At 67.6% G+C, this 12,255-nt stretch carries 10 protein-coding genes; 7 read left to right on the top strand and 3 right to left on the bottom strand.

Features of this window, described 5'->3' with window-relative positions; genetic code table 11:
- Window positions 1-157 precede the first annotated feature (157 nt).
- Both RBB46_RS08720 and RBB46_RS08715 read left to right on the top strand, forming a co-directional pair.
- Window positions 158-1,519: a lipopolysaccharide biosynthesis protein gene (locus RBB46_RS08720; RefSeq protein WP_306028603.1), complete on the top strand. Its 1,362-nt coding sequence runs from the start codon at window positions 158-160 to the stop codon at window positions 1,517-1,519.
- 442 nt (window positions 1,520-1,961) lie between these two features.
- Entirely contained in the window at window positions 1,962-2,945 is a 984-nt protein-coding gene (locus RBB46_RS08715; RefSeq protein WP_306028602.1) for a GNAT family N-acetyltransferase, read from the top strand.
- Window positions 2,946-2,969: 24 nt separating this feature from the next.
- Here RBB46_RS08715 and RBB46_RS08710 read toward each other — a convergent pair whose 3' ends face one another.
- Window positions 2,970-3,890: a LysR family transcriptional regulator gene (locus tag RBB46_RS08710; RefSeq protein WP_306028601.1), complete on the bottom strand. Its 921-nt coding sequence runs from the start codon at window positions 3,888-3,890 to the stop codon at window positions 2,970-2,972.
- A 191-nt stretch (window positions 3,891-4,081) separates the two neighbouring features.
- Between RBB46_RS08710 and RBB46_RS08705 the strand changes: the two genes are divergently transcribed.
- From RBB46_RS08705 to RBB46_RS08685, 5 genes are all read left to right on the top strand, one after another.
- The gene (locus RBB46_RS08705) at window positions 4,082-5,308 is read left to right on the top strand and encodes a urate hydroxylase PuuD (RefSeq protein ID WP_306028600.1); all 1,227 of its coding nucleotides are present in this window, start codon (window positions 4,082-4,084) and stop codon (window positions 5,306-5,308) included.
- A gap of 234 nt (window positions 5,309-5,542) precedes the next feature.
- Window positions 5,543-6,553 (top strand): methyltransferase, encoded by a 1,011-nt coding sequence (locus tag RBB46_RS08700; RefSeq protein WP_306028599.1) that lies wholly within the window; start codon window positions 5,543-5,545, stop codon window positions 6,551-6,553.
- A gap of 152 nt (window positions 6,554-6,705) precedes the next feature.
- Window positions 6,706-7,536 (top strand): MipA/OmpV family protein, encoded by an 831-nt coding sequence (locus RBB46_RS08695; protein WP_306028598.1) that lies wholly within the window; start codon window positions 6,706-6,708, stop codon window positions 7,534-7,536.
- A 31-nt stretch (window positions 7,537-7,567) separates the two neighbouring features.
- The gene (locus tag RBB46_RS08690; RefSeq protein ID WP_306028597.1) at window positions 7,568-8,227 is read left to right on the top strand and encodes a DNA-3-methyladenine glycosylase; all 660 of its coding nucleotides are present in this window, start codon (window positions 7,568-7,570) and stop codon (window positions 8,225-8,227) included.
- A 157-nt stretch (window positions 8,228-8,384) separates the two neighbouring features.
- Window positions 8,385-9,959, top strand: coding sequence for an ankyrin repeat domain-containing protein (locus tag RBB46_RS08685; protein ID WP_306028596.1), 1,575 nt, complete (start codon window positions 8,385-8,387; stop codon window positions 9,957-9,959).
- Between the two features lie 39 nt (window positions 9,960-9,998).
- Here the strand turns inward: RBB46_RS08685 and RBB46_RS08680 are convergent, their stop codons facing one another.
- Together RBB46_RS08680 and purH are read right to left on the bottom strand one after the other, a co-directional pair.
- Window positions 9,999-10,385: a YkvA family protein gene (locus RBB46_RS08680; protein WP_306028595.1), complete on the bottom strand. Its 387-nt coding sequence runs from the start codon at window positions 10,383-10,385 to the stop codon at window positions 9,999-10,001.
- A gap of 139 nt (window positions 10,386-10,524) precedes the next feature.
- On the bottom strand, window positions 10,525-12,141 hold the full coding sequence (gene purH / locus RBB46_RS08675; RefSeq protein ID WP_306028594.1) for a bifunctional phosphoribosylaminoimidazolecarboxamide formyltransferase/IMP cyclohydrolase: 1,617 nt from the start codon (window positions 12,139-12,141) through the stop codon (window positions 10,525-10,527).
- Window positions 12,142-12,255 lie beyond the last annotated feature (114 nt).

Genomic DNA, 12,255 nt, shown 5'->3' with positions numbered 1-12,255 from the left:
TGGGAGGCCTGCGGACTGGCGTCTGTTCCGTTGCGGCGCGCACGGAAAATTAAACCTCGACACGCTAGGCTGGCGCCGGTCGACCGAAAAGGAGCTGCCGACTTTGCGCCTGTCCCTGTTGACATGGGCCGAACGGGTCTTGCCCGCAATCGTCTTGATGCGCTTGCGTCCGGCGCTCGCGCGCCTCGAGGCGGTGCTGACCGGAGAGCCGGACACGTCGCGGGCGCAGCGCATGGCGTTGATCGTTTTCGGCGTTCGCGTTCTTGGCGCGGTGATGGCCTATGTGCTGCAGGTCATCCTGGCGCGCATGATGGGCGGCCACGAATACGGGATCTACGTCGTCGTGTGGACGATGGTCATCGTGCTCGGCATCTTCGCCCCCTTGGGCTTTTCCTCATCGGTGTTGCGGCTGATCCCGGAATACCGGGCACAGGGCGCCACCGGGCGGCTGAACGCGCTTCTCATCGGCAGCCGGCTTGCCGGAGGCCTGTCGGCGACGGCGATCGCGCTTGTCGGGGTTTGCGTGGTCTGGCTCGCCGGCGACCTCATCGCCTCCTATTACGTGCTGCCGCTGCTGCTGGGCGCGATCTGCCTGCCGCTGTTCACCATCGGCAGCATTCAGGACGGCATCGCGCGCGCCCATGACTGGCCGCTGCTGGCGATGCTGCCGCCGTTCATCTGGCGACCGCTGGCGATCCTCGTCGGCATGGTCGCCGCCGTCTGGCTCGGCGCGCCGGCAACCGCCACCGCCGCCTGCATCGTCACGATCGTCGCCACCTGGCTGGTCACGCTGGCGCAGATGTTCGTGCTCGGCCGCTCGCTGAAGAGCGAACCGCCGCGCCTGCCGTCCCGCGACAACTGGGCGATCTCGACCTGGCTGAAGATCTCGCTGCCGATCCTGCTGGTCGAGGGGTTCTTCCAGCTGATCACCAGCGCCGACGTGATCCTGGTCAGCCTGTGGCGGCCGCCCGACGAGGTGGCTGTGTATTTCGCCGCCTCGAAGACACCGGCCCTTGCGCATTTCGTCTATTTCGCGGTTCGCTCGGCGACCGCGCACCGTTATTCCCAGCTCTACCAGAGCGGGGCCCATGCAGAGCTCGGCACGCTGGTCAGCGACACCGCGCGCTGGACGTTCTGGCCGACGCTCGGCCTGTGCGCCCTGCTGGTGGTGATCGGGCCGTTCCTGCTGGCCCTGTTCGGGCCGGGCTTCACCAGCGGCTATCCGGTGATGCTGATCCTGCTCGCCGGTGTGCTGGCGCGCGCCTCGGTCGGTCCGGTGGACGCGCTGCTGACGATGGCGGACCAACAGAACCGATGCGCGCTGATCTACGCGCTCGCCTTCACGCTCAACATCGTGCTCAACGTCTCGCTGATTCCGGTTCTGGGCATTGTCGGTGCCGCCCTTGCCACGGCGATGGCGATGATTTTCGAGGCGGCGGCGCTTTGTCACCAGGCGCGCGCCCGGCTCGGGCTGAACCCGTTCATCCTGGCCGGAGCGAGCCGGAAGCCGGTCTTGTGAGTGCGGCGCGGTTCACGCGGCTGTGTCTGCAAGGTTAACCAAAGACTAACGAAATTACGACAATCGCGGAATGGTTGTGGCATGGTCCGGCTTCATGTCGGCGCGGATGGGATCGCGCCGCGCCTGCGTGACGGGACATGTCGATGGCGATTGCCGAGAGACAGCAAAAGCCGCATCCTGCAACGAGCGGCAGGACGGTGCCGGCCGGGACGAGCGCGACAAGGCCGTGTGGACGCACCCTGGCTGGTGCCCCGCGGCGGGGGGCGAATGGGCGACAGGTGACGACCGGCAGCAGCATGACGGCCATTGTCTTTACGGCCGGAGAGGCGGGAGCGCATCTGGGCGCGTGGCACGCATTGGCGGGTCTGGCGCTGGAGCCGAATCCGTTTTTCGGTCCGCAGTTCCTGCTCCCCACCTGCAGCACATGGAGCGGAAGGATGTCGTGATCGCCGCCATCCGCGATGCGGCGGACGGTGGCTTCCTTGCGCTTGCGCCCTTCGCGCTGCGGCGCGAGGGCCTGCTGGCGCGGCGGGTGACCATGCTTGCCGGCGAGTACGGCCCGCTCGGCGCGCCGTTGTTGGCGCCGGATGCCGATCCGCAGGTGCTCGACGCCCTGCTCGATGCGGCGGTCGGGCATTTCGGCGGCGGGCTGGTCGCGCTCCCTTATGTGCGTACGGACGGTCCGGTCTTCGATCTGTTGCAGGATGTCTGCGCGCAGACCGGTTGGCGCCTTGCCCGCGACAATGACAGCCTGCGCGCGGGCCATGCGACCGGGGCGACCGGGCACGAGCAGTACCGCCTGCTCGGGACGCGCCGGCGCAAGGAGCTCGACCGCCAGTTCCGGCGGCTGGGCGATGCCGGTGCGACCCGGCTGGCCAGCGTGACGGACAGCGCCGGAGTTGCCGAGGCCTTCGAACGGTTCCTGGAACTCGAGGCGGCCGGCTGGAAGGGGCGCCGCGGGACGGCGCTCGCGAGCGAGCCCTCGCGCGCCGCCTTTGCCCGGGCCTTCGTCCAGGGCATGGCGCAGGCAGGCAAGGCGCGCATCGACATGCTCACGCAAGACGGGGACGCGGTTGCCATGCTGGTGATGCTGCGCGATCGCGACCGGGTGTTCTCCTGGAAGATCGCCTTCGACGAGGCGCGTGCCCGCCTTTCTCCCGGAGCCCAGATCACCCGCTATGCGATGCGGCGCAATCTGGAGGAGGCGGGTCTGGCGGAGGCGGATTCGCTCGCCATTCCCGACCATCCGATGATCACGCCGTTGTGGCGCGGCAAGGTGCCCTACGCGAGACTGGTTGTCGCGCGCGGTCCGCTCGCCGGCCTGGCGCTCGCATTCGCGCGGGCGGATCTGGCCGCCAGGCGCGGCCTGCGCCGGATCGCCAAGGCGGTTCTTCGCCGGTTGCGGCCGGCCGCGGACGCGGCCTGACCGGAAACCGGGCCTTGAACGGCGTCAGCCGCCGCGCAGCAGCCGGTCGACCGCCGCCTTGCAGCGGGTCGTGACGAAATCGATGAACAGGCGGATCTTGGGATCCTGGTAGCGCTTGTGCGGATAAAGACAGGCAAGCTGGACCGGCGGGGGCGGGGTTGCCCGGCAGACCTCCTCCAGTCGCCCGGCGCGCAGGTGGTGGGCGACCTCGAAAAGCGGCTTGTTGACGATGCCGCAACCGGCGAGCGCCCAATCCGTGAGCACATCGCCATCGTCGGATTCGTAAGGGCCCGTCACCTCGTGGCGGACCGGACCGTCAGGGCCGACCAGCGTCCAGTTGAATTCGCTGGTTCCGGGAAAGCGCAGCAGCAGGCAGTGGTGGCGATCGCGCACAAGGGCCGCGCCGTCGGCGGGATGCCCGTGGCGATCGAGATAGGCGGGCGCGGCGCACAACACGCGGGCGCAGTCGAGAACCGGGCGCATGCGCAGCGCCGAATCGGCCGGCTGGCCGAGCACGAAGGCGATGTCGAGCCCCTCTCCATGCACGTCGACCTTGCGGTCCGACAGGCGCAGGCGGACGTCGATGTCCGGATAGGCGGCCTTGAAACCGGGAATGAGGGGAGCGATCAGCCGCCGGCCGATGCCCAGCGGCGCGGCGACGAAGATCGAGCCGCGCGGGTTGCGGGCGACATCGGCCACGGCGGCTTCCGCCTCCTCGATCGTGTCGAGGATCTTGACCGCGCCCTTGTAGAAGATGGTTCCGTGTTCGGTCGGGGTCAGCTTGCGGGTGGTGCGGTTGAACAGGCGTACCCCGAGATGCTTTTCCAGCTCGCCGATGCGGCTGGAGACGACCGCGGGCGACACCCGCTGGTCGCGCGCCGCGGCCGACATGGAGCCGAGGTCGACGACGCGCACGAAGACCTTGAGATTGTTCACATAGGACATGAAAGGCTCGTACCATTTTCAAGAAAATCTTGATAGTGATCGAAGCGTTGCCCGACTTTTTTGCAAATCGGGGATCTGCGAAGGTTTCTGCTGCTGCCGAGAGACGCCGCGACTGGCATGTTTCGTGATTGAAGTTGACGGCAGGGGAGCCGGAGCCCGGCCCCGGCACCGATCCTGAAGGGGGACGCAAGATGGAACTGCTGATCGCGTGGGACTGGCTGTCCTTTGCCTTGCGCTGGTTGCATGTGGTCACCGCGATCGCCTGGATCGGCTCATCCTTCTATTTCATCGCCCTCGATCTCGGCTTGCGCAAGGCGCCGGACCTGCCCGCCGGCGCGCATGGCGAGGAATGGCAGGTGCATGGCGGCGGTTTCTACCATATCCGCAAGTACCTGGTGGCGCCGGCGAGCCTTCCCGAGCACCTCACCTGGTTCAAGTGGGAGAGCTATGCGACCTGGCTCTCCGGCTTCGCGCTGATGGCGGTCGTCTACTATGTCGGTGCCGATCTCTATCTCATCGACGCCAATGTGCTGGAGATGACGCAGCCGGTGGCGATCGGCGTGTCGATCGCCTCGATCGCCCTTGGCTGGATTGTCTACGACCTGCTTTGCCGCTCGCCGCTGGGCAAGAGCACGACCGGGTTGATGCTGCTTCTCTACGTCGTGCTGGTCGCCATGGCCTGGGGCTATACGCAGCTCTTCACCGGCCGGGCCGCCTTCCTGCATCTGGGCGCATTCACGGCGACGATCATGTCGGCCAACGTGTTCATGGTCATCATCCCGAACCAGAAGAAGGTGGTCGCCGCGTTGCTGGCCGGCGAGACGCCCGATCCGGCGCTGGGGGCCCAGGCCAAGCAGCGCTCGTTGCACAACAACTACCTGACGCTGCCGGTCGTCTTCCTGATGCTGTCGAACCACTATCCGCTGGCCTTCGCCACGCCCTACAACTGGGTGATCGCCTCGCTGGTGTTCCTGATGGGCGTCACCATCCGCCATTTCTTCAATACCACCCATGCCCGCAAGGGCACGCCGTGGTGGACCTGGGCGGTCACGGCCGCGATCTTCCTTGCCGTCGTCTGGCTGTCGGCACAGAAACCGGCCGGCGAAGCCGATACCGCCGGGGCCGGGCCGGTTCCGCCGCGCCTTGCCCGTTTCGTCGATGATCCGCATTTCGAGACGGTGCGCGACACGGTGCTCGGCCGCTGTTCCATGTGTCACGCGGCCGAGCCGCTGTGGGAAGGGCTGGCCGTCGCGCCGAAGGGCGTGCGCCTGGAAACCGACGCGGAAATCGCCGCGCATGCGCGTGAGATCTACCTGCAGGCGGGCCGTTCGCACGCGATGCCGCCGGCCAACCTGACCTATATGGAGCCATCGGAGCGCGCGCTTCTGGCCGCCTGGTACGAAAGCGCCACCCGCTGACGCAGGGTCGCGCCGGCCGCAAGCCAGGTCGGCTGCCCAAAATACACGCATCCGCGCCCGCTGCACTGGATTGCGGCGCGCTTTCGTATTATCAAGTTCCCATCGCCACCAACAAGCCTGCGCAAGCGAAGCGTCATCGACGTTCTTCGTTCCGGGATCGTATTGCCACGTGATGGAAAACCTCCATTCGTGCATCGAAATCGGACAGGATTTGCAAGAGGAGACGGGACACACATGACGGTTCTGACAGAGGCCGAGGAAATCTCGGATATTGCTTTCGGCTACATGGGATCGAAGGCATTGTTCGCCGGACTTCACTTCGGAATCTTCACGAAACTGGATGAGGGTCCCGCGTCGGTCGACGAGATTGCCCCGCAGATCGGATTGCCTCGTGAGCGCTGCCGCACCCTGCTGACGGCCCTGACGGCGCTGGGCCTGACGGAGACGCGCGAGGGGACCTATGCCAATTCGCCGGCGGCGGAGCGGTTTCTGGTCAAGGGCGCGAAATACGATTTCGGCGACTATCTGCGCCTGCAGGTCGGCCAGCAGATGTATCCGCTGATGGACCAGATCGAGCCGGCGCTGGCCGGCGAGCTGCCCGAGGAGGCGACGGCCTCCTATGCCGACTGGTTCTCCGACGCGGAAGAGGCCCGCCTTTATTCGGAAAGCCAGCATGCCGGTTCGCTCGGCCCGGCGCGCGGTCTGGCGAAACGCGTCGACCTGTCGAAGGCGCAGACCCTGCTCGATGTCGGTGGCGGCACGGGCGCCTTCGCCATCACCCTTTGCAAGGCATTTCCGCAGCTTGCCGCCACGGTCGTCGAGTTTCCCAATGTGGCCGACCTGGGCGAGGCCTTTGTCGCGCGTGCCGGGCTTTCGGACCGCATTCGCTACCTGAAGGGCAACGCGCTGGAGGCCGAATGGCCGCGGGAGCAGGATGCGATCCTGATGTCCTATCTTCTGTCGGGCGTGCCCGATCACGCCCATGAGGCGCTCTTTACGCGGGCCTTCGCGCATCTGGCGCCCGGCGGCGTGCTGATGATCCATGACTTCGTCGTCGATGCCGACCGGAGCGGGCCGAAGAACACCGCGCTCTGGCAGTTGCAGCACACGGCGTTCACGCCGGAGGCGCGCTCGATTGCCGACGACTGGCTGGAGCGGCGCCTCGTCGCGGCCGGTTTCGAGGATGTCCGCGTAGACGTCCTGATCCCCGGCATGACCAAGATCGCGACGGGGCGGCGTCCCTGAGGGATGGCGCTCCCGGGCGATGCATACCTGCAACAGGGTGACGCAACACGGTCACATTGCTGCGAAATCGCTTCGCCGTAAGGGAAGTGTCAGGTAAACCGGACTATAAAGTTCGGCACCAGATGCCGACAGCCGGAACAGGTTCGACCGCCATGCGCAAAAGCACGTTTGTCTCCGCCCTCACCGCCGCCGCCCTTCTGGCCGGCGCGAGCCTGGCCACCGCACCGGCCAGGGCGCAGGACGGCATGTCGCCGCCGGAGGACCTTCCGCTTCCCAGCAAGCAATATGTGATCGACATCGGCGTCGGCGCGCTGGTCCAGCCGAAATACGAAGGCGCGGACAAGATGCTCGTCTCGCCGCTGCCGATCATCTCGGTCGGCCGCTTCTACCTGCCGGGCTTCGGCCAGGTGGCGGAAGGGGGAACCACCAAGCGTGGCTTCTTCATGTTCCCGTCGATCAACTTCATCGGCGAGCGCAAGGCTTCCGACAGCGTTTCGCTGACCGGTACGCGCAAGGTCGACTGGGCGCTGGAGCTCGGGCTCGGCGCCGGGTTCCGCTATGACTGGTTCCGTGCCTTCGTCGAGGTGCGCCAGGGCATCAACGGCCATAACGGCCAGGTCGGCCAGGTCGGTGCGGACATCATCGTCAATCCGATGGAACGGCTCGAGCTGAGCTTCGGCCCGCGCGCCGACTTCGCCAGCGGCCGCTACATGGACACCTATTTCGGCGTGACGGCGGCCGAGGCGGCCGCTTCGCTCGGCAACCTGACCGCCTACAATGCCGGCGGCGGCTTCAAGTCCGTCGGTCTTGTCGGCCGCGCCAGCTACGCGGTGACCGACACGACGGCGCTGCATCTGCAGGCCGGCTGGGACCGCTATATCGGCGACGCCAGGAACAGCCCGATCGTGCGCGGCGGCAACGAAAACCAGTTCAGCATCGGCGCCGGCGTCACCTATCGCTTCGCCTTCGACCTGTTCGACTGAACCACCGGCAAGACCTGCCGCGGAGGCCCGCATGGGCGCTGCACCCGGTCCTCACCGGATCGACGACGAGGCCGACCTGGCGGCAGGGCTTGAGGCGCTTCTCGCGCTCGACCCCTCGCTTTGCGGGATCGCGGCCCGCGCGGGGGACCTGCCGCTGCGGCGGCATCCTGCGACTTTTTCCGAACTTGCCCGCATCATCACCGCGCAGCAGGTCTCGCTTGCCAGTGCGGCCGCGATCCAGTCGCGGCTCGAGGCGCTGGTGGTGCCCTTCGAGGCGGCGACGCTTTTCCGCCTGAGCGACGAGGCGCTGGGCACGGCCGGGTTGTCGCGGGCCAAGATCGCCGGCTTTCGGGCGCTCGCCGAGGCGGTGACGGGCGGGCTCGACCTGTCGGGGCTCGCGGCGCTGCCGGTGGAGGAGGCGGCGCGGAGACTGGTCGCAATCCGAGGCATTGGTCCGTGGACGGCCGAGGTCTTCCTGCTCTTCTGTGCCGGCCATGTGGATATCTTTCCCGCAGGCGACGTTGCCTTGCGTGCGGCCCTGCACGACGCGCTCGACCTGCCGGAGCGCCCGGATGTGCGCGGGGCTGCGGCGATCGCCCGGCGCTGGGCGCCGCTCCGGGGCGTGGCGGCACGGCTGATGTGGGCGCATTACCGCGTGGTGACCGGGCGCGGGACGGGCCTTCCCGTCTGAGACCTTGACCTCGACGGGCTTCGCGTGGAAAGTGCGCGTGGCGGATGGAGACCGCCGCCCGGCCCACGGAAAGCGACCGCATCTCCCTTGACGCCTTGCGCATGATATCGACCGGATCCGTCCCGCCGGTGGGCCTTGGGGACTACGGAGATGGTCCATGCCTGACGTCAATTCCAACCCGAATCACGCCCTCGAGACCGCCCGGCGCTCCGCCAAGGCGCTGAAGCGCTCCGTTCGTGCCGGTGATGCCGATGCCCTGTCCCGCATCGACGCGGTCTTCGACACGCGCCCCGATCCTGTCCGCCACTCCCATTGCCTGCACGCGATCGCCCGCGAGGCGGGCAGCCGCAGCTGGCCGGCCCACAAGACCGCGCTGGAACTCGCCGCGCTCGATCGCGATCAGGCGGCCGCCCGGCTCGGATTGGCACTCTATGCGGGCCGCGACCGGATCAGCGAGCAGCTGCTTTTACGCGAAAGCGAACTTGTCGCCGACAGTTTCCATCTCGCCCTGGCGCTGGCCGACGAGGAGAGGGTGGGCGACTGGCTGGACCGCCATCCGGATGCGGCGAGCGTGCCGGGACGAACCGGTACGGCAAGCAGTTTCGAACTGGACCCGCTGGTGCGGGTGGCCGGCTCGACCATCCTGCGGCATCGGCCGGAGCGGGCGGCGGCGCAGCGACGCATCGTGGAACGGCTGTTGTCGCTCGGCGCCGATCCGGATGCCCGCCACAGCGGACCGGAATTCCCGGATGCGTCGCTCTCGGTGCTCTACGCGACGCTCTGCGTGGCGGACAATCTGGAAATCGCCAGGCTGTTGCTCGAGGCCGGGGCCGATCCCAATGACAATGAATGCGCCTATCATTCGGCCGAAGCCCCGACCCTTGAGCCCCTTGCCCTGCTGATCGCGCATGGCGTGCGCTTCGAGCGTACCAACGCGCTCTTGCGCATGCTCGATTTCGACAAGCTCGACGGCGCACGGATGATGCTCCAGGCGGGCGCCGATCCCAACGAGGCGCCGGGTCATGGCAGCGACGGGCCGTCGGCCTATGGCAACGCCCTGCATCACGCCATCCTGCGCGGCCGCGACGGGCGCCTCGCCGATCTCCTGCTCGATGCTGGCGCCGATGGATCGGTTCTGCATTTCGGCCGCAGCGCCTATGCGCTTGCCGCCGTCAATGGCAATGGCCCGATGATGGAGGCACTGGAGCGGCGCGGGCTGGCGAGTGAACTGTCTCCGCGCGACCGGTTCCTGGCGGCGCTTGCGCGGGGTGATGCGAAGGGCGCGCGGAACGTTGCCTCGGCGTATCCGGCCGCCGAGGGCGAGCTGACCGAGGGAGACCGGCAGCGGCTTGTCGATTTCGCCCGCATGCCGGGCCGGATCGAGGCGATCCGGGCGATGCTCGATGCGGGCATCGATCCGCAAACCACCGACCGGGAAGGTCTGACGCCGCTGCATGCCGCCTGCTGGTTCGGGCGGATCGAATACCTGCCGCTGCTGCTGGAGCGCGGCGGCGACCTCGAGCACACCAACATGTACGGGGGCACGGCGCTCGGCACGGCGGTACACGGTTCAGCGAACTGCCCGACGCGGGGCGAGGGAGACTATGCCGCCTGCGTTGCTCTGCTGCTTGCGGCCGGGGCGCGGATCCGCCCGGAGCACGGAGACCTGGTCTCCGGCTCAGCCGAGGTCACGGAACTGCTTGAGGACTGGCTCGAGGAGCGCGCGGACTGAGGTCCGGTCCCGGAGGCAGGGCCTTTGGGGGGCGGCGGGTCAGCCTTTGGGCGACCTGTCGCCCCTGCGCAGGGCCTCTTTGGCGGCGCCCAGGTGCTCGTCGCGCACATGGGCGCGCACCAGCGCCATGACGCCGAGCAGGACGCTGGCATCGTCGGTGAAGCCGATGCCGACGATCATGTCGGGAATGCCGTCGAGGGGCAGGACGAAATAGGCGAGCGCTGCCAGGATGGCGCCGCGTACGCGCGTCGGCGTGGCCGGATCCATGGCGCAGTAGTAGGCGGCGACCACGTCTTCCATGAAGGGGATCTGGCCGGCCGCCTTGCGCACCACGTCGAAGAAGCGGGCGCGCACCTTTTTCTCGTGGTCCCTGGAAGGGCCGAGAAACTCCGCGTCGAATTCCGGATTGTCGTAGCTGCCGGTCATGGCCTCTCGCCTCCCTTCGCCTTCTTGCGCAGGGACCTGGAACCGCAAGGCCGCCCGCCGGGCCGTTTCCCGCCCGACCGTATATATGGGAAGGGCGGCGGCGAAATGCAAAGACATCGCGCCGCCAGCCGGGTCCGCCCTAGTGGCGGAAGTGCCGCATGCCGGTGAAGACCATGGCAAGACCGGCTTCGTCGGCCGCCGCGATCACGTCCGCGTCGCGCATCGAGCCGCCGGGCTGGATGATCGCCGTCGCGCCGGCCTCGGCCGCCGCCAGAAGACCGTCGGCGAAGGGAAAGAAGGCATCGGAGGCGACGACCGATCCGATCGTCCGGGGCTCGGCAGTGCCTGCGGCCTCGGCCGCGTCCTGCGCCTTGCGGGCGGCGATACGGGAGCTGTCGATACGGCTCATCTGCCCCGCCCCGACACCCACCGTCGCGCCGTCCTGGACATAGACGATGGCGTTCGACTTGACATGCTTGGCGACGCGGAAGGCGAATTTCAGGTCGGCCATCTCGCGCTCGCTCGGCGCCCGCTTCGTCACCACCTTGAGATCGAGGTCGTCGACCGTGCCGGTATCCCGGTCTTGGACGAGCAGCCCTCCGGAGACCGACTTGACGATCCTGGCGCCGGCGCGTGGATCGGCGAGGCCGCCGGTGACGAGCAGGCGCAGGTTCTTTTTCGCCGCGACGATGGCCATCGCCTCCTCGCTGGCCTCCGGTGCGATGATCACCTCGGTGAAGATCTTGACGATCTCCTCGGCGGCTGCAGCGTCGAGCAACCCGTTCAGCGCGACGATGCCACCGAAGGCGGAGACCGGGTCGCAGGCGAGCGCCTTTTCATAGGCGTCCTTCAGCGTGGTCCCGGTGGCGACGCCGCAGGGATTGGCATGCTTGATGATGGCCACCGCCGGGGCGATGCCGGGATCGAACTCGCTGACCAGCTCGAAGGCGGCATCGGTGTCGTTGATGTTGTTGTAGGACAGTTCCTTGCCCTGCAGCTGGCGCGCGGTGGCGACGCCGAAGCGCTTCTCCGGGGTCAGGTAGAAGGCGGCCTTCTGATGCGGATTCTCGCCGTAACGCATGACGGAGGAGAGCCTGCCGCCAAAGGCGACATGGGCGGCCGCGTCCTCGCCGATGGCGGCGGCGAACCAGCCGGAGACGGCCGCGTCATAAGCGGCGGTGCGGGCGAAGGCCTTCTGGGCGAGGCGCTTGCGCAGGGCGAGCGGCACCTGGCCTGAGTGGCCCGTGAGGGCCTCGATCACCGCCGGATAGTCGGCCGGATCGCTGACCATCGTCACATAGGCGTGGTTCTTGGCCGCCGCGCGGGTCATGGCGGGGCCGCCAATGTCGACATTCTCGATCGCGGTGGCGAAATCGGCGCCCGAGGCGACCGTTTCCTCGAACGGATAGAGATTGACGCAGACGAGGTCGATACCGGCAATGCCGTGCTCGTTCATCGCGGCGGCATGGTCGGCGTCGTCGCGAATGGCGAGCAGACCGCCATGGACCATCGGGTGCAGCGTCTTGACGCGCCCGTCCATGATCTCGGGAAAGCCAGTGATCTCGGAGATGTCGATCACGTCGAGGCCCGCATCGGAGAGCGTTGCGCGCGTACCGCCGGTGGAGACCAGCTCGACGCCGAGCCCGGCAAGGGCGGTGGCGAAGTCGACGAGGCCGGTCTTGTCGGAGACCGACAGGAGGGCGCGCTTGACGGGAACGAGATCGGGAACGGGAACGTGTTTCGACACCACGGCCATTGCGGTAAGGTCCTTCGAAGGTCGGCGGGCTGATGATGCTCTGCGCCTATCACGAAGCACGCCAAACAGGAAGGTGCGCAAGCGGCGCGGCGGCACTTTTGTGCCGTTTCAGCC

It is taken from the genome of Stappia sp. MMSF_3263, from assembly GCF_030733745.1.
In the GTDB taxonomy this organism is placed as follows: domain Bacteria; phylum Pseudomonadota; class Alphaproteobacteria; order Rhizobiales; family Stappiaceae; genus Stappia.
Note: the sequence above shows the minus strand (reverse complement) of the source record. Positions and strands in the feature narration are given on the sequence as shown.